The sequence below is a fragment of the Vibrio sp. B1REV9 genome, assembly GCF_905175395.2.
Lineage (GTDB): Bacteria > Pseudomonadota > Gammaproteobacteria > Enterobacterales > Vibrionaceae > Vibrio > Vibrio alfacsensis.
The window spans coordinates 1,861,113-1,883,643 of the sequence record NZ_HG992745.1 but is presented as its reverse complement, the minus strand read 5'-3'; the positions used below and the strand labels follow the sequence as shown (position 1 = coordinate 1,883,643).

At 43.6% G+C, this 22,531-nt stretch carries 15 protein-coding genes; 4 read left to right on the top strand and 11 right to left on the bottom strand.

What is annotated here, in order from left to right:
• Positions 1-2: 2 nt before the first annotated feature.
• The 5 genes from acnD to KHN78_RS14035 form a co-directional block, all read right to left on the bottom strand.
• Positions 3-2,612, bottom strand: coding sequence for a Fe/S-dependent 2-methylisocitrate dehydratase AcnD (acnD, locus tag KHN78_RS14055; RefSeq protein ID WP_211916557.1), 2,610 nt, complete (start codon positions 2,610-2,612; stop codon positions 3-5).
• A 111-nt stretch (positions 2,613-2,723) separates the two neighbouring features.
• Positions 2,724-3,866, bottom strand: coding sequence for a 2-methylcitrate synthase (gene prpC / locus KHN78_RS14050; protein WP_211916508.1), 1,143 nt, complete (start codon positions 3,864-3,866; stop codon positions 2,724-2,726).
• Between the two features lie 91 nt (positions 3,867-3,957).
• Positions 3,958-4,911 carry a methylisocitrate lyase gene (gene prpB, locus KHN78_RS14045; RefSeq protein ID WP_211916507.1) on the bottom strand — a complete coding sequence of 318 codons (954 nt, stop codon included), beginning with the start codon at positions 4,909-4,911 and terminating at the stop codon, positions 3,958-3,960.
• A gap of 12 nt (positions 4,912-4,923) precedes the next feature.
• Positions 4,924-5,631, bottom strand: coding sequence for a GntR family transcriptional regulator (locus KHN78_RS14040; RefSeq protein ID WP_211916556.1), 708 nt, complete (start codon positions 5,629-5,631; stop codon positions 4,924-4,926).
• 272 nt (positions 5,632-5,903) lie between these two features.
• Entirely contained in the window at positions 5,904-8,810 is a 2,907-nt protein-coding gene (locus KHN78_RS14035) for an HD domain-containing phosphohydrolase (RefSeq protein ID WP_317984249.1), read from the bottom strand.
• 36 nt (positions 8,811-8,846) lie between these two features.
• Here KHN78_RS14035 and KHN78_RS21845 point away from each other — a divergent pair, with 36 nt between their 5' ends.
• Both KHN78_RS21845 and KHN78_RS14030 read left to right on the top strand, forming a co-directional pair.
• Positions 8,847-8,981: a hypothetical protein gene (locus tag KHN78_RS21845; protein ID WP_263422522.1), complete on the top strand. Its 135-nt coding sequence runs from the start codon at positions 8,847-8,849 to the stop codon at positions 8,979-8,981.
• Between the two features lie 471 nt (positions 8,982-9,452).
• Positions 9,453-10,223, top strand: coding sequence for a sulfite exporter TauE/SafE family protein (locus KHN78_RS14030; protein WP_211916505.1), 771 nt, complete (start codon positions 9,453-9,455; stop codon positions 10,221-10,223).
• A gap of 78 nt (positions 10,224-10,301) precedes the next feature.
• Here the strand turns inward: KHN78_RS14030 and KHN78_RS14025 are convergent, their stop codons facing one another.
• The 4 genes from KHN78_RS14025 to KHN78_RS14010 all read right to left on the bottom strand — a co-directional run bounded on the left by KHN78_RS14025 (position 10,302) and on the right by KHN78_RS14010 (position 17,118).
• Positions 10,302-11,273, bottom strand: coding sequence for a TAXI family TRAP transporter solute-binding subunit (locus KHN78_RS14025; protein WP_211916504.1), 972 nt, complete (start codon positions 11,271-11,273; stop codon positions 10,302-10,304).
• A gap of 243 nt (positions 11,274-11,516) precedes the next feature.
• Positions 11,517-14,564 (bottom strand): efflux RND transporter permease subunit, encoded by a 3,048-nt coding sequence (locus KHN78_RS14020; protein ID WP_211916503.1) that lies wholly within the window; start codon positions 14,562-14,564, stop codon positions 11,517-11,519.
• Positions 14,561-15,340 (bottom strand): efflux RND transporter periplasmic adaptor subunit, encoded by a 780-nt coding sequence (locus KHN78_RS14015; protein ID WP_211916502.1) that lies wholly within the window; start codon positions 15,338-15,340, stop codon positions 14,561-14,563. The genes KHN78_RS14020 and KHN78_RS14015 overlap by 4 nt, the downstream gene beginning before the upstream one ends.
• A gap of 257 nt (positions 15,341-15,597) precedes the next feature.
• Positions 15,598-17,118 carry an aldehyde dehydrogenase family protein gene (locus tag KHN78_RS14010; protein WP_211916501.1) on the bottom strand — a complete coding sequence of 507 codons (1,521 nt, stop codon included), beginning with the start codon at positions 17,116-17,118 and terminating at the stop codon, positions 15,598-15,600.
• A gap of 238 nt (positions 17,119-17,356) precedes the next feature.
• Here KHN78_RS14010 and KHN78_RS14005 point away from each other — a divergent pair, with 238 nt between their 5' ends.
• Positions 17,357-19,129 carry a sigma-54-dependent Fis family transcriptional regulator gene (locus KHN78_RS14005; protein WP_211916500.1) on the top strand — a complete coding sequence of 591 codons (1,773 nt, stop codon included), beginning with the start codon at positions 17,357-17,359 and terminating at the stop codon, positions 19,127-19,129.
• 198 nt (positions 19,130-19,327) lie between these two features.
• Here KHN78_RS14005 and KHN78_RS14000 read toward each other — a convergent pair whose 3' ends face one another.
• Positions 19,328-19,465 (bottom strand): hypothetical protein, encoded by a 138-nt coding sequence (locus KHN78_RS14000; RefSeq protein WP_211916499.1) that lies wholly within the window; start codon positions 19,463-19,465, stop codon positions 19,328-19,330.
• A gap of 333 nt (positions 19,466-19,798) precedes the next feature.
• Here KHN78_RS14000 and KHN78_RS13995 point away from each other — a divergent pair, with 333 nt between their 5' ends.
• Positions 19,799-20,710, top strand: a complete 912-nt coding sequence (locus KHN78_RS13995; RefSeq protein ID WP_211916498.1) for a LysR family transcriptional regulator — start codon at positions 19,799-19,801, stop codon at positions 20,708-20,710.
• Between the two features lie 103 nt (positions 20,711-20,813).
• Here the strand turns inward: KHN78_RS13995 and KHN78_RS13990 are convergent, their stop codons facing one another.
• The gene (locus tag KHN78_RS13990) at positions 20,814-22,334 is read right to left on the bottom strand and encodes a DUF1254 domain-containing protein (protein WP_211916497.1); all 1,521 of its coding nucleotides are present in this window, start codon (positions 22,332-22,334) and stop codon (positions 20,814-20,816) included.
• Positions 22,335-22,531: the final 197 nt, after the last annotated feature.

Here is a 22,531-nt window from a genome sequence, read left to right as displayed (position 1 = left end):
CACTATTGCGCTAAGAAGTCTTGGGCAAAACGCTGTAATACACCACCCGCTTTGTAAACGTGAACTTCATCTTCGGTATCTAATCGACACGTCACTGGCACATCCACTTTATCCCCGTTCACACGCGTGATAACTAGCGCTAAATCTGCGCCAGGTGTGATCTCGCCGATCACGTCATAGATCTCTGTACCATCGAGTTCTAACGTATTGCGATTTACACCAGATTTGAACTGCAAAGGCAGAACGCCCATACCAACTAAATTCGTACGGTGAATGCGCTCAAAACCCTCAGCAACAATCGCTTCTACGCCAGCCAAACGCACCCCTTTTGCCGCCCAGTCTCGTGAAGAACCTTGACCATAATCAGCGCCAGCGACAACGATTAAAGGCTGTTTGCGATTCATGTAAGTTTCGATTGCTTCCCACATACGCATGACTTGACCGTCTGGCTCTACTCTTGCGAATGAGCCTTGAACAACCTCCCCATTTTCTTTCACCATTTCGTTGAACAATTTTGGGTTCGCGAACGTTGCTCGTTGTGCAGTTAAGTGATCTCCACGGTGTGTTGCATAGGAATTAAAGTCTTCTTCTGGCACATTCATTTTTGCTAGATATTCGCCAGCTGCACTGCTCGCCAAGATCGCATTCGATGGCGATAAATGATCGGTGGTAATATTGTCACCCAAGACAGCAAGCGGACGCATACCTGACAAAGTCCGCTCTCCTGCGAGCGCACCCTCTCCCTCTTTTTGCCAATAAGGTGGGCGACGAATATACGTGCTCATTGGGCGCCAATCGTAAAGAGGATTTGAATTTCGAACCTCATCATTGAGTTTGAACATCTGAATATAGACTTGATTAAATTGCTCTGGCTTCACGTATTCACCCACCACAGCATCGATCTCTTCATCCGATGGCCACAGATCGTTTAGGTAAATTTGTTTACCGTTTTTATCTGTACCTAGTGAGTCACGCTCAATATCAAAGCGAATCGTACCGGCCAATGCGTAAGCGACAACTAAAGGAGGGGATGCTAAGAATGCTTGTTTTGCGTATGGATGAATTCGGCCATCAAAATTTCGATTTCCTGAAAGTACCGCCGTTGAGTACAAATCGCGGTCGATGATTTCCTGTTGAATTTTCGGGTCCAACGCTCCACTCATACCATTACAAGTGGTACATGCATAACCGACAATACCAAAGCCAAGTTTTTCAAGTTCTGGCAACAACCCTGCTTCTTCTAGGTAAAGACGAGCAACTTTTGAACCTGGCGCGAAAGACGTTTTCACCCACGGCTTTCTAACTAAACCCAATTGATTGGCTTTTTGTGCAACTAAGCCTGCAGCCACAACGTTTCTAGGGTTACTGGTGTTAGTACAAGAAGTAATGGCGGCAATGATCACTGCACCATCAGGCAGTTCACCATCTTTCTCTTGCCACTCGCCTGAAACGCCACGTGATGCTAGCTCCGAAGTCGGTAATCGACGGTGTGGGTTCGACGGACCTGCCATATTGCGTCCAACGGCTGAGAGATCAAATTCGAGCACACGCTCATATTGTGCACTCTCTAAATCATCTGCCCATAAACCGGTTTGCTTCGCGTAACTCTCGACTAACTTAACTTGCTCATCATCTCGACCCGTCAACTTAAGGTATTTGATGGTTTGCTCATCAATGTAGAACATACCCGCCGTTGCACCATATTCCGGTGTCATGTTCGAGATGGTGGCACGATCTCCAATCGTAAGATCGCGTGCGCCCTCGCCGAAGAACTCCAAATATGAAGAAACCACTCGCTCGTTACGCAAAAATTCTGTAATGGCGAGAACGATGTCTGTCGCGGTAATACCAGGTTGACGTTTACCCGTTAATTTCACGCCCACGATGTCTGGCAAACGCATCATAGATGGTCGCCCTAACATAACGGTTTCGGCTTCCAATCCACCAACACCAATGGCGATCACGCCAAGAGCATCGACATGAGGCGTATGGCTATCTGTACCGACACAAGTATCAGGGTAAGCAATTCCCTGTTTCGCTTGCACGACTGGGGACATTTTCTCTAGGTTAATTTGATGCATGATGCCGTTACCCGCTGGAATCACGCTGACATTTTCGAATGCCGTTTTACACCACTCAATAAAGTGGAATCGGTCTTCGTTACGACGCTCTTCTATTGCGCGGTTTTTATCGAACGCTTCAGGATCAAAACCCGCATGTTCCACCGCAAGTGAATGGTCAACAATCAGTTGGGTTTCAACCACTGGGTTCACTTTTGATGGATCGCCACCCTCATCGGCAATCGCATCACGCAAACCCGCTAAATCGACTAAAGCGGTTTGTCCAAGAATATCGTGACAAACAACACGAGCTGGATACCAGGGGAAATCGAGGTCACGCTTGCGTTCAATAAGTTGTTTTAAGCTATTCGTTAGCACATTAGGATCGCATCGGCGAACCAATTGTTCTGCGAGAACTCGCGAGGTATATGGTAGGGTTTCGTACGCCCCAGGTGAAATGTCGTTAACGGCTTCTCGTGCGTCGAAGTAATCGAGTTGAGTTCCTTGGAGAGGCTTGCGGTAGAGAGTGTTATTCGTTGTCGTTATGCTCATGAGATTTGCTTCCATTCAGTCTATCTTTACCTGAACTCACCACGCTCTTGTGAGATTAAAGGTACGCGATGAAAAGACGCCCTCCACTTAGATGTAGAGGGCCGTCATACACTAGCGTTGTTCGATTGGTACCCAATCTTGATGATCGGGGCCGGTATAATCCGCACTTGGACGAATAATACGATTGTTAGCACGTTGCTCATAAACGTGAGCTGCCCAACCGGTTAGCCGACTCATCACGAATATCGGCGTAAACAACTTACTTGGTATATCCATAAAGTGATAAGCAGACGCGTGGAAGAAATCCGCATTACAGAATAAGCCTTTCTCGCGTTTCATCACCGATTCAACACGTTCAGAAACTGCGTACAGGTGCGTGTCTCCAACTTCTTTAGATAGAGCTTCTGACCAACGTTTGATCAGCGCATTTCTCGGGTCGCTTTCACGATAAATCGCATGACCAAAACCCATGATTTTGTCTTTATTTTCAAGCATCTTAAGAATGCTTGCTTCTGCTTCATCTGGTGTCTGCCAATCTTGAATCATTTCCATTGCGGCTTCATTGGCCCCACCATGCAGTGGACCACGCAGCGTACCGATAGCAGCCGTGATACAAGAATGCAGGTCAGATAGCGTTGACGCGCAGACTCGAGCTGCGAACGTGGATGCGTTAAATTCATGCTCCGCATAAAGAATCAAAGAACAGTGCATGACTTTTTTGTGTGTTTCGCTTGGTGCTTTACCAGTAAGCAATTTTAGGAAGTAACCGCCAATGCTGTCTTCACTGTTATCGTGAGTTTTGATTCGTACGCCATCGTGGCTGAAGCGATACCAGTAACAAATAATGGCAGGAAAAAGCGCCAGCATTCGCTCAGTAGCATGAAGCTGTTGCTCAAAGTCCATTTCTTGCTCTAAGTTGCCCAACATAGAACAACCTGTTCGCATTACATCCATTGGATGAGCATCAGCAGGAATGAGTTCTAATGCTTGCTTAAGCTCCGCAGGAAGCCCTCGCAAACTAAGCAAATGTGTTTTGTATGCGTCGAGTTCTTGCTGATTTGGCAAGTGACCGTGCAACAATAAGTGCGCCACTTCTTCAAATTGCGCATAATTGGCAAGATCAGTAATATCGTATCCACGATATGTCAGACCTGTCCCCGTTTTACCGACAGTACATAAAGCTGTGCTTCCAGCGCTTTGGCCGCGTAGACCAGCACCACCTATTTCCGCTTTCTTTTCTACAGAATGAGGCATTGTTGAACTCCTTTTCTGTCTGACTTTCTCTCTTTGGAGCGATACCCCTTAGGGGCCATTTTTGACGCCAGACGAATTTCACGTTATTGGGTTAGAGATTCTTAAATAATATTTCTTGGGCTTCCGTTTGTTTATCTACCACGTAGGGCAATTTCCCCTCCGAAAACAACTTGTCTAGCTTATCCTCGTAATCGTGATAATTGAGATGCTCGTATAACTCTTTGCGCGTTTGCATCGAGTCAAGTAGCGCTTCTTGGTTGCCGACTTCTAACAAATGCTTATAAACATTTTCTGCCGCTTTATTCATCGCTCGAAAAGCACTCAATGGGTAAAGCACCATGTCGACCTTAGACTGAGCAAGCTCTTCACAGCCATACAGTGGTGTCTGACCAAATTCGGTGATATTGGCAAGAATCGGTACGTGCTTGCCTGTCGCTTGTTCTAAAGCCGCTGAAAATTGTTGATACTGATCCAATTGATTCATCGCCTCGGGAAAAATCATGTCAGCGCCAGCTTTCACATAAGCAATTGCGCGTTCAATAGCACTATCCATCCCCTCAACTGCCAAGGCATCGGTGCGAGCCATAATGACAAAACTCTCATCCTGACGAGCATCAACAGCAGCTTTAATGCGATCGACCATTTCTTGCTGACTCACAATCGCTTTGTTTGGGCGATGACCACAACGTTTTTGTGCAACCTGATCTTCCATATGAACCGCTGCTGCGCCGGCTTTTTCCATAGCCTTAATCGTACGAGCAATATTAAAAGCACCGCCAAATCCGGTATCAATATCCACCAGCAATGGCAGATCACAAGCGTTCGTAATACGATCAACGTCGACTAACACATCGTTTAAGGTCGTAATTCCTAAATCAGGCAAACCGTATGAGGCATTGGCTATCCCCCCACCTGACAAGTAAATAGCTTGATGACCGACATTTTTCGCCATCATTGCCGCATACGGATTAATCGTACCAACGATCTGTAATGGATTATTTTGCTCTACGGCGAGTCTGAACTTCGCCCCCGGAGATAAGCTCATGACAATTTCCTTCTAGTCTTGACTTTCTGAATGTAAGATTTGTGCCTCAATCAGCTTTCTGCTGCCCGAGATATGTCTTCTCATTAGCATTTCTGCAAGTTCTTCGTCACGATTGCGAATCGCTTGCAAAATGTATTCGTGCTCTTTTAACGCTTCATTAGGACGAGATTGTGCGCGAGGAGATTGATAACGATACATACGCAGTAGATGGTATAGCTCGTTGCACAAAAGAGAGATCAATTTACTATTTCGACTTGCTTGAATAATGAGGTAGTGGAAATCAAAATCACCATGCTGATGAAAATAGGACGCCCCTTCTACCTCGTCGATGTGTTGAGAATGTGTCGACAATAGCATTTCTAAACGGTGTAATTCCTCAAGAGTAATGTGACGCGCAGCCAATCGAGCAGCCATTCCCTCTAGCGCTTCACGTACCGCATACAGTTCTATCAATTTTTCAGGAGAAAGCTTGATGACTCGAGCCCCGACATGTGGGATTCGTTCGATAAGACCAAGCCCTTCAAGACGCATCATTGCTTCTCTTAATGGACCACGGCTCACTTGATACTGCTTGGCAAGCTCGGGTTCTGATATTTTACTTCCCGGTGGAATCACACCATTGACGATAGAATCCACCAGCGTGTCCATCAATGTTGTCGACTTCGTCTTTTCTTTATCAGAAACCGCATTTGTAGTGCGAGCTTTCGATTCTGTATTCATCATTCGGCACTCATTTTTTCAACAACAACTGTTAACCAGTTGTTAACTTAAATACAGAGTAAACGAAAACATTGTCGACAATCAAGAAAATTGTCGACAATTTAGACTAAGGTATGAGTTAAAATGGCGTAATCAGTGAAAATTTTTGCAAAAAAGCGCTAATAACCAAGTTTAAAAAAGACATTGTTGACAATTGGCAATATAAATAATTATCTGTTTTTATTAAATAAAACCAGTTAACTCAGGTTGTTTTCAAAGAAAAAATGGGCCAATTACACATTTTGTTTGTATTTCTGAATGTCTACATCATCAATTTGCTGCTCAGGCATATGAGATTTTGCGTATTTTAAGTAGACGCCACTTTCCAAAAACAGCATGAACAACTCCATATCGAGGTGATCATCGAGCGCCATTTTGTACATAATGTCGATAGCAACACTGACTGGTTTCGCTTTTTTATAGGGTCTATCTGCAGCGGTTAATGCTTCAAATATATCCGCAATAACTAAGATTCTTTCCGGGATAGAGAGATCATCCGCCGTTAGTTTCCGTGGGTATCCCGTACCTTTTAAGGTTTCATGGTGAGTTGAGGCATAGCGTGGAACTCGGCGTAATTCTGGAGGAAACGGTAGAGCTTCTAACATTTTTATTCCGCTGATCATGTGCTCGTTGATTTTGAATCGATCTTCTTCCGTTAGCGTACCCCTTGAAATGCAGAGATTATACATTTCACCCAAATTGTATTGATGAGTGGGGATTTTCATTTTTATTCCGAACTTCGGATCAAACTCCATTTCACGTGTTCGGTTGATAATGTGCTCGGGCTTGTCATCAAGTAGTTTTTCAATCACAGGAAGGTTGTGGTTATTTGGTTGGCGATTCATCTCCTCTATGGGTGACAACCCGATACCATCGTCAAAATGTCGTACCCATGTTTGATTGGCGATTTGCTGTATTCGAGCAATTTTATCTTCACCCATAAACTCGCCGCCTACGTTTGCGTTCGCGATAAACTCAAAATCCATTTCAAGTTGATGGGTTCGTTTTGCGTAAGCCTTGAATGCATTTTGTGGATCAGTTTTATGCTCATAAATGGCTTTTAGATAATCAATTTCGGCATCACGCCTCAAAACTTCAAATCGCGTTCTGACCTCATGAATACGATTATAATTCGCTTCTAATTTTGTCCCTTTGTCGACAATATGCTCCGGCGTGGTTATTTTTCCACAATCATGTAGCCATGCCGCGATACGAAACTCTCGACGCTCATCATCGTCCTTAAAATGAAAATCTTTAAGCGATCCAGTTTGACACTGCTCAGCGACTTCAGCAAGCATTAAACCAATTTCAGGAACACGGTTACAATGCCCCGCTGTATAAGGAGATTTATCATCGATGGCTTGAGCGATAAGCTTGATAAACGACTCTACAAACTCTTCTTGCTGTTTCTCATGTTGCTGTATCTCATCCGACATCTTTGAAATGGAATCAGACAGCTCAGACACTTCTTTACTTCTTGTATTAACGGGCGTTAACAGATCAAACTTACGCTGTTTAATTTTTTTTGTTTCCTCTCGCAATGCAAGAATAGGTCGAACAATGGGCGACCCAAACTTCCAAGCAGCAGGTAGGAGTATCGCCATTGCCAATGCGGAAATGGCTATCGCCTTCAATAGACGGCTTGTAACGGCATCAGTTACCATGTCCCCCGGCACCAATACTGCAAAAAAGTCGCTTGTACCACGAGTAGATGGCAATCGAGTAATATAGAGAAACTTATCCTGCCCTTTAATTTCGACTTCATTCATGACTCGATGTTTATTATCTTGAGGGACGTATTGGTACACTTGCGGATACGGAATAAAGCTTCCCCGCCACTGCTCTGAGCGAAACCATTTCGCCGCTAAAATGGCTTTTTGAATGGGCGTAATCTCGTTAATTACCTGATTAATGATATCCATGATATCTTTATTTTCTTGCTTCATCAGAAAAGCAAATTCAATAGCTGGCTCATTTAATTTAACGACTTTTGCTTGCGTCAGCTCAGCCAAATTTTCCATTTCTCTAAGTGTTAAATAGCTATCGACAAGGTAATCAATTTCCCCTTTGTGTAAAGCGCGTTTAGCCGCATCTAGGTTAGTCAACTCTACGACATTGGCATCTGGATAACGTTCTAGAACCCACTCTTTCATACCAAAACCCATCACGACCCCTAGTTTGAAATCAGATAAATCACTCAGAGTCTGTGGCATAAAATTGACAAGCGTGGAGGCAACGGCAGGTTCAACCTTAAATATAGGGATACTTTTTATACCCGATGCCTCATGAGTCCCCGCAACAGGCTGAAGTATATCAATTTCTCCTTTTGTGTATTTTTCCTCAAGCTCCATCGAGTTAAAACCATTAACAAAATCCAGCTTGATTCCTGTTCTCTGAGCAATCAGCCTTAATATATCAATCGCATAACCGTCGGGCTTCCCCGCTTGTGAGAAGTCATAGGGTGCCCAGTCATTTTTATTAGAAACAACCAGTGTCCCTTTACTCTCAATGAGGTGACGTTTCCGTTGTGTTAATGCCAAGGGTATGGAATCTGGCATTTTCAGCCCAGTATCTATTTCCACATTGGATGCGATGACTTCACCACGATTGTTAAAAATAAATGATTCGACACCACTATCAGCCATCATTCCAAACTCAGAGGAAGAAATTTTATCGATGACAGAAGACAACACCATATCGACACCAATGACAGAACCTTTACTTCGTACAGAATAAGATTGCCCTGTGATTTTTAGGTGCTGAAATAAGTAAGGATCCGTTTTATAAACATTGTTTCTTGGCGCTTTATCAAACCAGGGCCGTCTCGTTGGGTAAAAATTACTCTTCTCTTCTGTCTGACGCGTTTGCTGTAAGTCTTGAGTATAATAAGTCGTGCGTTTCAATCGAGCGTCTCCCGCCCCATTTATTTTAATGACAACCCAGCGTTCATCATTAGTTGCACCGATTTTGTCTCTAATATTAAGCGATGGATGTAAATTAATTATTTGGTAAAAATCTTCATTCTTATTCGCGTAATACAAGCTGTAAAACTCTGGGTTGTCACTCAGTACCTCAATAAATACACTTCGGACTTCTTGCTCACTAAATGTTGTCTGACTGTAATCAACGATACTGCGCAATATGTTCGCGGTACTGGTTGCATTGATATCGATTTGATGAATATAACTACTGACTTCAGCGGCGGTCATGCTCAAACGAGTAAGAACGTTTTCTTCCGCCATTTGCTTACTGAAATAGTACTGCATGCCGATCCCAAGCAATGCTGTCACGGTGGTGGCAAAGATGAATAAACTTCCAACGGTAAATCGAATAGAAAACTTGTGTGATGTTACAGCTTCAAATTTCACCGTCTTTTACCCTCCATGGCATTAGAATTGTGATTATTTTAGGGATGAGTAAACAACTAAGGTGCTGAAAATTAGTGCTCTTTATCTAACAGTATTGTCGAGATTGCTAACTTATCAACCTTGGTAACAAAACAAGTGGTACTTAAACATTTGATGTTAATGAAAAACGTAGCATCGTCACAAAACCAGAGGTTACAAAGCCTATACCTGCTAAAAAATACCGACGAAAAATGCCTACCATTAGATGGGCCATAACGGCTCGCAACATCACTACCTAAAATGAAACCACGTATAGCAAAAACGACAAATGACCCTAGCTCTTTGACTAAACGCTACTTTATTTCTTTATCGGAGTTGCGTAGTGTTAACAAAAACGATAACAAGTCTCAAAGTTAAAATAAGAAAAGGACGTTTATGCTACTTGAATTTGCACTCTTGTTTGCTGCTGGGGTTGTAGGAGGAATCATGAACTCGGTCGCTGGTGGTGGTAGCTTTATTACGTTTCCAGCGCTTATGGCTGTTGGTGTTCCGCCAATCATAGCAAATGCGACTAATACTTATGCTTCTTGTGCAGGATACATAAGTGGGGCTATCGGTTTTCGAGAGGAAATCCTAAAAAACAAACAAGAACTGATGTTCACTATCTCGTTCAGTTTGATTGGTGGCGCGATTGGTGCTTACCTCTTACTTAACACGCCAGAATCCGTTTTCCTCGAAGCCATTCCTTGGCTGCTTTTGTTCGCTACCGTCCTTTTTTTAACCGGCTCACACATGACGCATGCCATCAAATCACTGACGAAAGGTTCTAAACATGCGGGGATTCTAGGGATTGTTGCTCTCAGTTTACTGCTCGTTGGGGTGTCAGCATATGGTGGGTTCTTTAATGCTGGATTAGGTGTCATTGTATTGAGTTATTTAGTCGTAGCTGGCCATCAAGACATCAATCTAATGAATGGGCTTAAACTATTGGTTTCTACCTGTGTATCCCTTATCGCTATCGTCATCTTCGTCGCCAATGGCTCAATTGATTGGACCAAGGGCAGCGTTGTAATGGCTGGTACTTTAGTAGGTGGCTACTTAGCGGCCCGTGTCTCTCGGCAATTAAACCCTCTTCATGTAAAAGCGTTTGTCGCACTATCATCGACGATTATTACGATTTACTTCTTTATTGACGTCTATGCCTAATGCCTAAGTTCAGACAATACAAACAACAAAAACGCCATCGCAAAATACGATGGCGTTTTTTATTCGTTGAAAGCGTGATTATTTAATCAGGCCCACTTCTTTATAGTATTTCTCTGCACCAGGATGAAGAGGCGCAGAAAGACCATCTTTCACCATTTCTTCTTTCTTCAAGTTTGCAAATGCAGGGTGTAGACGGCGGAAGTCATCAAAGTTTTCAAATACCGCTTTCACCACGTTGTAGACCACTTCATCCGGCACTTCCGTTGATGAGACAAAGGTAGCACCGACACCAAATGTTTGAACATCTTCTGGAGATCCTCGGTACATTCCTCCAGGCACACTAGCAACACGGTAGAAGCTGTTATCTTCAACTAACTTATCTACTTTCGGCCCAGCAACGGTGACGATTTCACTGTCACACGAGGTGGTTGCTTCTTTGATTGCACCACTCGGGTGCCCAACGGTGTAGATCATTGCGTCAATTTTGTTATCACACAGAGCTTTCGATTGCTCTGATGCTTTTAATTCTGATACCAATTTGAAATCATCATTCGTCCAACCGTACTCTTTCATCAGCACTTCCATTGTGCCGCGCTGACCTGAACCAGGGTTGCCGATGTTTACACGTTTGCCTTTTAAATCATCAAATGTCTTGATGTCGGCATCTTTACGAGCCACTACAGTAAACGGTTCTGGGTGTACAGAGAATACAGCACGAAGCCCTTTAAAAGGCCCGTTATCTTCAAATTTGCTCGTGCCGTTGTAAGCATGATACTGCCAGTCAGACTGAGCGATACCCAAATCTAGCTCACCAGCGCGAATCGTATTGATGTTATAAATAGAACCACCCGTACTCTCGACAGAACAACGGATACCGTGATCAGCTCGTGATTTGTTTACTAGGCGACAAATTGCACCACCCGTTGGGTAATACACTCCAGTTACACCGCCCGTACCAATGGTGACGAACGTATCTTTTGCAGAAACGGAAAAACTTGTACTAAGAGCAGCAAGGGAAGCCGCAACAGCAATATGCTTGAGTTTTAACATTGAACGTCCTTATTTCCTTTGTTTATAGCCACGTAATTATAGCAAGCATTAACAAACTGATAACGTTAAAGATCACATCTTGAATAGAATCAAGCGAACGAGAAGATACTGATCAGTAAGTATTTATGAACAGCGCTTCACTTCACACTAGTTCAAAAGTAAAAGCCCACAGATACTTGCTGCGGGCACTAGATCATTTTGAATAGCGGTGCTTATTTTGAATGGACGAATAATAATTGTTTATTACTTAAGCCCCCATGCTTCATTCAGGTTATCCGCATTGACTGCTTTTGGTCTTTTTTGTTGCTGACGATACGTCCATAAGTAGATAGACGGAATAACCGTCAGGGTCACGATCATAGAAATCACACATCCCCATCCAACAACAAGCGCCACCGGAGACATGTAGTTATCGTATCCTCCTAACCCATAGGCCAATGGAATCAAGCCTGCAACGGTTGTGATCGTCGTGAGTGTTATCGGCCTTACCCTACTTAGCGTTCCACGAATCACAAACGCCAAAATATTGCTGTCGTTACATTCTGCTTCATGCTCTTTAAAATGCCATATTAAGACCAAGCTGTTGTTCACCATTATGCCGATCAAAGCAATCATGCCGATAATCGAGAAAAAACTTAACACCTGATGGTGAATAAACAAAATAAACAAAGCGCCTGCAATACCGAATGGAATTACACTGAGAACAATCAAAGTTTCACGCAGTCGATCAAATAAGAGAATCAACAGTAAAGCGATACCGATAAACGCAACACTTATCGCAGCAATGAACCCCTGTTGCGCTTCTTGTGTTTCAAGAATCTGTCCGGTTGCAACTATAGAGGCCCCGCCATACTCTTTATTGGCAAAGGCATCTTGTACCGATGTAAAAACCGCCACAGGATCCGTGATAGCAGCATCCACACCAGAAGACACGCGGATCACACGTTCACCATTAAAGTGCTTAATTTGAGCTTCACCGTCGGCGTTCTTCCAACGCACCAATTTACTCAGTGGCACAAGTTCATCATTACCAGACCGAACCAAAATATTGCCGAGCTCTCTAAGAGATTTATCGTCGTCTTCTAACGCCACACGAAAGTAAACTTCTTCTTCACCATTAAAGATACGAGTTACTCTTTGTCCATCAATAGCAAACTTAATGATATCTCCGATCTTGTTTGCACTGATGCCATAATACTTTAACCATTGGTGTTGCAGCTCCGCTTGTATCTGAGGTGCGGGTGCATTCAAATCACGGCGGACACGACTCGTACCCTCCAATGATTCAATATAAGCCGTCAAATCATTGGCTAGGTTTTCGCGCCCAGCGTCCGTACCTCCGACTACGCGCAGCTCAACAGGGCGACCAACGGGGGGGCCACCACCATCAATATCAAACTCAATCTGAGCAAGCCCTGTGATTTGCGAAGCTTTTTCTTCCCACTCCTCAACGATCTGCTCAGCGGTTCTTGTTCGACGGTTTGGTGGTGTCAGCGAAATCACCCAGTAACTGTTTGGCGAGCTTACTTCACCATACCAATAATTTACTTCAGCGGTACTTTTGATCAGAGCTTCTAACTTTTGTGTCTCTGCCCAAACATCATCTAAATTCAGTTCAGGATTAGATTCCGCGCTCACTTCAATCAAATAAGCGCCATCTGTTGGGAAGAATAAGTAGCTCAAACTCTGATACGAAATTAAGCCTAAGCTTAGGATCACCACCGTAATAACAGGAAGTGCAATTTTGCTGCGTCGAATCACATACTCGATTACTCGATTAAATACACGTAGGTTCAATACCGCTTTCTTTTGAACTTGCACTTGCTTGTTCAAAATGCCTTTCAAATGCGCAGGGATAAAAAATAGTGCATCAATAAATGAAAAACACAACGCGATGATAACGGTTAAAGGAATGACATAAACCAGTTTGCCACTGTTGCCCGGTAAAAACAGCAACGGAACGAACGCAATCATCGTTGATAGTATGCTTGCCATCACCGCTGGAAAAACACTCTTTACGCCTTCCTTTACCGCTGTTTCTACAGGGTATCCCTCTTCCACCAAGGCCACGATCTTATCGCTTACAACGACGGCATCATCCACAATGATCCCGACGATAAGAATCAGCGCAGACAAGGTAAAGACATCCAGAATCTGGCCGAATGCAGGAAGAAGAGCAAGCGTACCGAAAATACACAGTGGGATGGAAACAGCGACCCAAAATGCAATACGTCGATCTAAAAACAACGCCAACGTAATCAGCACCAATCCAAGTCCAACCAAACCATTATCTTTGACAATACGGGCTTTCTCTTGGATATCCTCTGAAAGGTCAGAGCCTATTTCGACCTTATATTCATTACCCAATAACTTTTGTTGCTTCTCTAGTAGTGCCTTTACTGCATTCGAGGTGCTGATCACGTCCGCAGTTTCGTTGGTCCGAAGATCAAATAGGATGCTCTTATTACCATTGATTGAGCCGTATACTTCGCCTTTTTCGAAACCATCTTCAATCACGCCGGTGACATCTTTCAACTGGATAGTTGGGCTAAATGAGATAAACATTTCTCGAAGTTCATCTAGACTATCTAGCTCTGCTGAAGTCATCAATTCTGGGTTATTTTTCAGTGTTTCGAGCCTACCACCACTTATCAAAGTGTTGCGCTCCGCAATCAGTGTCGCGACTTGATCAAGAGTCAATCCGTAGCGTCTTAATGATATAGGTTCGATCTGAATAAGAAACTCAGGAGTACGTAAATCGACGGTATAAACCTCTCCAATGCCCTCTACTCGTCGCAAAGCGAGTTCTAGGTCTTTGGCTTTTGCTCTTAACGATTTGTAACCAACATCACCGGAGATACCCACTACCATAAAATCAAGACTGTATGATTTCTTGATAGACAGCGTAGGCGCATCCGTAACGCCGGAGGGAAGGTCAGAGACTCTTGCCAAGGCATCTCGAACATCTTGATAGACCGCATTTGGGTCTGAAACGTTGCTGTCTAACACCACACTGATGTTTGACACGCCAGTTTCTGACGTAGAGGTAAATTCTTTTAAACCAGAAATAGAAAGCAGCTCTTTTTCGATCTTACTCGTAATATTGCTCTCGATGTCTTTTGCGCTTGCTCCGGGATAAACCGTAACAATGTTTCCTTTGCCTAAGTCAAACCGTGGCTTTTCAGCCAACGGTAGGTTATACGCCGTCCAAGCACCGATACTGATGATCAAAATTGTTAGCACTTTCGCGGCGAATTTGCGATGAGAGAGTATATCTAGAATGCCGTTCACATTATCTCCTCATCATTAAAATACACATAAGATTCCATGCCAGGATTGAGTTTTCCTGCACCGTTATCTACCGTAACTTCCACTAAAAAGCCCGGCTCAGCATTTTGAAAAGCAGGAGAAAGTAACGTCACGGTACCATCCAAGATCTGCTCAACCGATGGGATCTCAACTTTGACTTTTTCTCCTTTGCTGAACTTGTTGAAGTCCATTTCTAAAAGATGGAAACGAACTTTCAACCTATCCATGTCTGCAATGGTAAAGAGTGGATCGCCAACCGAGATAAACTGACCTAACTCAACTGCACGATTAATGATCACGCCATCAAAAGGCGCATCAGGGGTTGCTTTGTCTAATTTTCTCGCAGCAATCTTGTATTGAGTATTGCTCACATTGAACTGAGCTCGGCCAATGTTCGTTACGCGGATCTGGTTGTCCACGTCGCTGGCCGATACACCTTTGCTCTTTAGCAATGATTCATAGCGCTTTAACTGCTTTTCCTGAATATCTAATTCCGCTCGACTGACTTCCAGCTCATTGCGGGCTAACTCAACATTCAATGAGTATTCGCCAGATGACAAGGACAGCAATTCTTGACCAAGTGTGACCCCGTCACCGTTATCATAACGGTAATAATCAACCACACCTGCCACTTCACTTTTTATCACCACACTTTTCTCCGGGACCAATTGACCAACCACGTAGTCACTGTAGTCACTCTCGCCGTAGGCCAAGCTCGACAAGAAAAGTAACGGAATTAATGAGGTTCTTTTTTTCATTTAGTTATCTCAAAATCTGATGAACCAACGACAACTTGTGCACGGTTCTATTCCTGCGCCACCACTGATGTAAACGCAAAGTTCTTGATGTTTATTTAGGCGTTAATAAAACAAAGACTAACGGTTAGCTTGGCGCTAAGTTATCAGTCGAGGTGTGGAAAAAACGTGAGTTTTTAGATGACCATTAAAGCAAAAAACCCCGAAAAATCGGGGCTTTGCTTTACTACTTTTTCTTGTTATTTTAAAAATGTGCGGTGTTAGAAAAATCCGAGCGGGTTAACGTCATAGCTGATCAACAAGTTCTTGGTATTTTGATAGTGATCGAGCATCATTTTATGAGTCTCTCGACCGATACCAGACTTCTTATAGCCACCAAATGCAGCATGTGCAGGATAAGCGTGGTAACAGTTGATCCAAATACGGCCTGCTTCAATGTTGCGCCCCATGCGATAAGCTAGATTTTGATCGCGCGTCCACACACCTGCCCCTAAACCATATTCCGTGTCATTCGCAATCGCGAGCGCCTCGGCTTCATCTTTAAAGGTTGTGACCGCGATTACTGGTCCAAATATCTCTTCTTGGAAAACGCGCATCTTGTTATTACCCTCTAACAAGGTTGGCTGAATGTAGTAACCTTGCTCCAAATCGTTTTCTTGTTTGGCAACGTCGCCACCAAACACCACTTTCGCTCCCTCTTGACGACCAATTTCTAAATAACTAAGAATCTTGTCGAACTGCTCTTGCGAGGCCTGTGCGCCAACTTGAGTATCGGTATCTAACGGATTGCCCTGCTTGATGGTTTTCGCGCGATCGGCAACTTTAGCAATAAATTTGTCATAGACCGCTTCATGCACCAAGACACGAGACGGACAAGTACACACTTCGCCTTGGTTAAAGAACGCAAGCAATGTGCCCTCAATACACTTATCTAGGTACTCATCTTCGTGATCAAACACATCCGGGAAATAGATATTTGGCGACTTACCACCTAACTCTACCGTCGACGGAATCAAACTTTCAGCCGCACACTTCAGGATGTGGTTACCGACTTCCGTTGATCCGGTGAATGCCAACTTGGCGATTCGGTTACTGGTTGCCAGTGCTTGCCCAGCCTCGGAACCAAAACCATTGACCACGTTCACCACGCCTGCGGGCAGAAGATCGCCAATTTTTTCCATGAGAACCAAAATCGACGTAGGTGTTTGTTCCGCAGGTTTAAGTACTACACAACAACCAGCGGCCAACGCAGGCGCAAGTTTCCATGCCGCCATCAGCATTGGGAAGTTCCAAGGTATGATCTGGCCAACCACGCCGATAGGTTCTGGGAAATGATAACTCGCGGTATGCTCATCAAGCTCTGCAGCGCTGCCCTCTTGCGCACGGATACAGCCAGCAAAATAGCGGAAATGATCCACAACCAAAGGTAAATCTGCCGCGAGGGTTTCGCGAACGGGCTTGCCGTTTTCCCAAGTTTCCGCCACCGCGAGCTCTTCGAGGTTTTGTTCAATTCGGTCTGCAATTTTCAGTAGAATGTTTGCACGCTCAGTAACACTGGTTTTTGCCCACTGCGCTCTTACATTGTGAGCGGCATCCAATGCAAGGTTAATGTCCGCTTCAGATGAACGAGCCACTTTACAATACGACTGGCCATTAATTGGGGACGTATTATCAAAATATTCGCCACTGGTCGGTTTTACCCATTCGCCACCGATGTAGTTATCGTAATGCGTTTTAAAATTAACAATGGCATTCTCACTACCTGGCTGTGCATAGATCATAACTCTTCCTTTTGTTCTCGTTCATTGTTTGTTTTAAACATTTGAGTGTTCCACTCTGAAAGTGCATTACTCAAATCACATGCCAACAACTTATGGCTTGTTGTTAATTAAATGTAAAACTATGATTACTGAGCGATAACAATCTAAGTGAGTGATGCTCGAGCCTATGTGTCGTGAGAATACGAGTGTTCAAGTGTTCAAAAATGGCACACCCTCACTGTGACAAAATGGTACAGTCATGGAACTTCAACACATTACCAACAGCAACTGGCTTTCTACTTCATGGAATCGAAGTGAGCAAGCCGGTTTAAAACAGCGTCGTAGACCAGAAGACATTCGTGTCACTTCAGCATTTTTGCAAGATAGGCGCCACCAGCTTCACTTCCTCATTGATACGGTTAAGCATTTTGCATTACCTTTATTCAACCAACTGTTCGCTCACAGTGACAGTCGACTGATCCTAACCGATGCGGATGGCGTTATCATTGGCAGTTGGGGCCAACCAAAATTTCGTGAAAAACTGACTGAGATCGCTCTTAGTTCAGGGGCGTGCTGGCAAGAAAAGCTGAAAGGAACGAATGCCATCGGCACCGCATTATTTGAAGAAAAACCGGTCTCTGTGATTGGCGATCAACACTTTATTCAGCAGCACCGTTTTATTAGCTGCTCTGCCAGTCCTATCTTCGATCATTTAGGCAATCTGATGGGAGTTCTCGATATCACGAGTGAACAGAAAAAGCATGATTTCTCCACTCAAGTGTTGGTTCAAAACATGGTGCAGCAGATCGAAAATCAACTTCTGAACCAAATACCGAAAGGTCATATTCGAGTCGATCTCGCCTGTGAGCAAAGTTTACTCAATAGCGGTTGGCAAGGCATTATCATTGCGAATGAAGAGGGACAAATTCTTGCTCACAACCAAGTAGCTTCGCAGCTTCTCGACCAAAATAATGTGGTTGGACAATCACTCGACGCCATCTTGGACAATACAACGAGCACTCAAGCATTCGTTTTTAAGACTCAGCCATTGTCAAACGGACAAACGAAGAGAAAAACAGTCCGAACCATCGCCGCATCAAACGATCTCCATTACGGTGATGCGAATGTTGAACATTGTTGGCAACAAGCAAACCGAGTTATCGATAAAGACATTAGCCTACTGATTTTGGGCGAAACGGGCGTGGGTAAAAACGAATTCGTTAAGGCTTTACATCAAAACAGTGAGAGAAAAAGCGAGCCTTTAGTCTCAGTTAACTGTGGAGCCTTGCCGAAAGATTTGGTCGAATCAGAACTGTTTGGTTACGTAGCAGGCGCGTTCACCGGAGCCAACCCTAAAGGTTATCAGGGTAAAATTCGGCAAGCACACAACGGCGTCTTATTTTTAGATGAAATCGCCGACCTACCACTTGAGGCCCAAAGTCGATTGTTGCATGTTCTGCAAGATAAGACCGTGTTGCCCGTGGGTTCCAACCAAACCATTCAAGTTGACACTCAAATCATCGCAGCCACACACAAAGACTTAGAGCAACTCATTATGCAGGGTGAGTTTCGTCAAGATCTGTATTATAGGATCAACGGTCTTATCGTTGAGTTACCTCGCTTTAAAGAACGCAGCGATAAACAAGCCCTGATTGAAAATATACACCGCCGCCACGCACAATCGGATCAAGTGATCTGCCCTCACCTATTGTCCCTTCTTATGAACTATGCTTGGCCGGGCAATTTAAGGGAATTGGACAGCTTGATTAAAGTGTCTGCTTTAATGGCACAGGATGAAGCAAAACTTACGCTGAGTCATGTACCAAGCCATCTCGCGAGGAAGCTCAGTCAATCTATCCCATCAGGAACGGTTGATGTACAGCGCGAACAAGATATGCGTTCCACCGTAGAAGACAAGTTAGTAAAAACCTATCAAGCGAACCAAGGCAATATCAGCAAAACCTCCCGTATGTTGGGTTTGAGCCGTAACACCATTTATCGCAAACTAAAAAGTCTTGGCGTACTCAAGTAACGATGCTTGAAAGACAACATGTGAGAATTGAAAAAATAAAAAGATGAGTTTTGAACGATCAAAAAGAGCACCACATTCGGTGCTCTTCTTATTTTGAATCTAGCCTTATGCCAATCACAGTAAGTAAACCACAATAAGTAAACTGAGTGTTCGAGCGTTAAAACAAACTAGATTGACCATTATTTACTACGAATGGTATTACAGTCCGCCTTGTTGCTGCGCCTGTTTTACTAATGCCTGACGTTGAGTTTCCAACTCTGATATCACTTCCTGTTCCTTGTGAGTTTCCTGATCCAAATCTGCTGGAATAAAAACAAAGTACTTGTTAAGAGTCATCGTATGAACCTCAATTAATTATCGTAAAATACCTTCTTGGTAAACGTAAACAACATCAACTCTCGTTGAATCCTTGTTTGTAGGCTTCAAAAAATAAGGGATGTTCATCATTCAAACATCCTCCGTATGTCGCTAATTATAGGAGGAGATCAAAGGCTTACCTAACACTCTTTTTCATCTTTTACGTAATCTTATTTTCAATATCACAAGTGCGACCAAACCCAATTACTCGCTAACTGCATGTCACAAAAGAAAAATTTGTTTAAAATTTTATTGGAACCAAGGAGGAGACCAGTTAATACTTAACGCTCAACACTTAAAGGCACCGATGACGTGAAAAATACCATTGATTTAAATTTGTATCGCTTTCTTCACTTGTTGATTCAGCAAAAGTCACAAGCCAAAGTGTGTCACACCCTAGATATCAGCAAAGCGACATTTACGCGCTATCTAGCAGAATGCCGACAGCGCTTTGACAATGAGCTTTTCAACGCAGAAAAAGGCGCGTATACACCAACGCTTTTTTGCCAACAACTTTGCCAAGCGATCTGCGAGCCATTAGAACAGTTAGAGCAAGTTCCTCAATTAGCCAAAAGCTTTAATGCGGACCCACACACAACCGAATACATGTTCAGTATCATTAACCCGTTATCAAGTATGCTGACCATTCCGTTAGTCACAGCCCTAACCACTGAAGAGCAAAAACCTAAAATCGCTTTTATTGATTGGTCGATTGAAAATATTGAAAACCCAAAACGAGGCACCGTCGCCATTGGTATTGGTGGTTTCCCGAATGTGCTCAATGAAAGGATGGTCGAGTGTAAGATCAGCTCAGTACCACTCTATGCATACGTAAACAAACATCACCCTCTCAGTGGACAAGCAGATTTAGAACTAGAAGAGATGGAAAACTTAGAAACCGTTCGCGTATCAATGGGGTCACTTGATGTCAGCGCTTATTATGAACGAGTTCGGAAGATGACCGGTGTAAAACTAGAACAAAAACTCACGGTTTCTTCCATGACAGCTGCGCTCGACTGTGTCAGAGTCAGCCCATATGTGTTTGTGGGGATGTACATAGAAGATGCATTGATACCAGAAAGTGTTAGCCGAATTCCGTTGAAATTTGAAGCGAAACCGATGCTGTTTGATGTGGGCATACAGTATCACCGCGCTTTCTATCAACACCCTATCATTGCTCAAGTAGAGACCTTTATAAAACAAGCACTTCTCCAAGCAAACTGACTCTTTTTATTTTTTACTTCTACCTTTTGCAATTCCGCCTAAAACTAGCCACCGAAATGCAATTAAAAAGCCGGTCTATCGAAGACCGGCTGATTTAAATGGCTTATTTTATTTCAGTGATGTCACTTGGTTTCCAAGAACCGTCGTACCAAGGTTCTAGTGGCCCGTATAAACGTAAGATAGTAAACCAACCTTTATTCGGTACCGTTTGAATCCAGTTTGCTTCTTTGCCTTTCGGAGCCTCAGGACCAAAGTACAAATCGATCGAACCATCTGGGTTTACCATCATATCATCACGTTTATCGTTCTTACTCGGAAATGGCTGGCTTGTTTGTAGCTCAGAACGCGTTTGAGTGTCATACGCCACCACTGACCAGAAGTTCTTAGCTGGCACATTAGCAGGAATCGTCAGCTTGTAATTTTTTCCGCCATCAAAGTAATCGCCTTTCACCGTTTTATCGACAATCGCATACTTAGAACCTTTACCTACCATTTTAAGTGCCATTGCAGGCGTATTAACCGTCGCCATATAGAAGAAATAGGTTCGCGCATCTAGGTTGCGCCCGCCGTTACCCTCATCGATCAACCATTGATAATCATTACCAATGAACGCAGTCTTCCAGTTGCGATCATCCCAAATGTAGGCGTTTTCAGTACGAGGATTAAACATCAGTGCACGAGCAGTTGCATTACCAATGGCAGCGCCATCAGCTAAAATCTTTTGCATGCGCTCATCGGGATTAAACGGTTTTCCTTTTTGTATACCAATCGTCGCTATCAAACCTCGCATTTCTGGATCAATAAACTCAATCGGCTCTTTATCGATGACGATTTTGATCTCATCGTAAAAATGCTCATCATTGGCGTGGATGGTATTGAATGCTTTACCACTTCCTGAGACAAACTCCATCTTAGGCTGATCGCCTTTCTTTGACAGTGGATAGATCTTCAATCCTGTATGGTATGCATTGACAGCCGCATCAGTCTTGCCATCTTTCAGAAACCCACGAGCAATAAACCAGTTAACATAACTCTTCGATTGCGAAACATGGTATCCCTCCGGTACTTCTCCCTTATAGTTTGGTGGCAAAATCAGATACTTGCCCCCCTCGCCTTTATCTGGACCGACAACGCCCATGTCTGTCACAAAGCGGAAAAATGCATCATTCACGGTTGTCGGTCCCATACCGGGTGGAATTTCTACCACCGTTGGGCCATCACGCTCAAGATCTAAGAACGCCGACGCATAAACCGTGTCCGTGTTACCCGTTAAAAATAGCGGATTGGAATCCATCAACTGATCAAACAGCATCACTTGGTTAGACTCAGTCAGACCCATTTTTTCATGCCCGATTCGCAAAGCTTCTAGCGATGCCATTGGAATGGCATTCATAAACACTTCTGTCGCACGCATCGTGTCTAAGTTATCGTAAAGCACATCCATGGTTTGCTCACTTGGTACGCCATCTTTAAAGTTCAAAGTACCAATGCTGGTTTCTACTTTGTTGGGGGTCATGATGCTAGATGGAATATCGGTATTGTAATTGCTCGTTGCCGCCATCACAGATGATGAAACTAATAGGCTTGTAAGCAATACAACTCGTTTTAGTTGAGTCTTTAACATAGGAGATTCCTGCTTTATCAGTTGGGATACATTCACTTTAGCTAAAACTAGAAATCAATTTTGATTTTCGCGACCATCAAAAATGACCAAGCTACATTTATGCAACCAAATTCACACCATCACATCATCACATCATCACATCATCACATCATCAAAAAACTGTCTAACAGGTCAATATTTAACCTTTTTTGAGAAAT

Coding starts and splice junctions, on each gene's coding strand:
- acnD (WP_211916557.1), bottom strand. CDS start 2,612: ATGAGCATAACGACAACGAATAACACTCTCTACCGCAAGCCTCTCCAA.
- prpC (WP_211916508.1), bottom strand. CDS start 3,866: ATGCCTCATTCTGTAGAAAAGAAAGCGGAAATAGGTGGTGCTGGTCTA.
- prpB (WP_211916507.1), bottom strand. CDS start 4,911: ATGAGCTTATCTCCGGGGGCGAAGTTCAGACTCGCCGTAGAGCAAAAT.
- KHN78_RS14040 (WP_211916556.1), bottom strand. CDS start 5,631: ATGAATACAGAATCGAAAGCTCGCACTACAAATGCGGTTTCTGATAAA.
- KHN78_RS21845 (WP_263422522.1), top strand. CDS start 8,847: ATGAATATAACTACTGACTTCAGCGGCGGTCATGCTCAAACGAGTAAG.
- KHN78_RS14030 (WP_211916505.1), top strand. CDS start 9,453: ATGCTACTTGAATTTGCACTCTTGTTTGCTGCTGGGGTTGTAGGAGGA.
- KHN78_RS14025 (WP_211916504.1), bottom strand. CDS start 11,273: ATGTTAAAACTCAAGCATATTGCTGTTGCGGCTTCCCTTGCTGCTCTT.
- KHN78_RS14015 (WP_211916502.1), bottom strand. CDS start 15,340: ATGAAAAAAAGAACCTCATTAATTCCGTTACTTTTCTTGTCGAGCTTG.
- KHN78_RS14010 (WP_211916501.1), bottom strand. CDS start 17,118: ATGATCTATGCACAGCCAGGTAGTGAGAATGCCATTGTTAATTTTAAA.
- KHN78_RS14005 (WP_211916500.1), top strand. CDS start 17,357: ATGGAACTTCAACACATTACCAACAGCAACTGGCTTTCTACTTCATGG.
- KHN78_RS14000 (WP_211916499.1), bottom strand. CDS start 19,465: ATGACTCTTAACAAGTACTTTGTTTTTATTCCAGCAGATTTGGATCAG.
- KHN78_RS13990 (WP_211916497.1), bottom strand. CDS start 22,334: ATGTTAAAGACTCAACTAAAACGAGTTGTATTGCTTACAAGCCTATTA.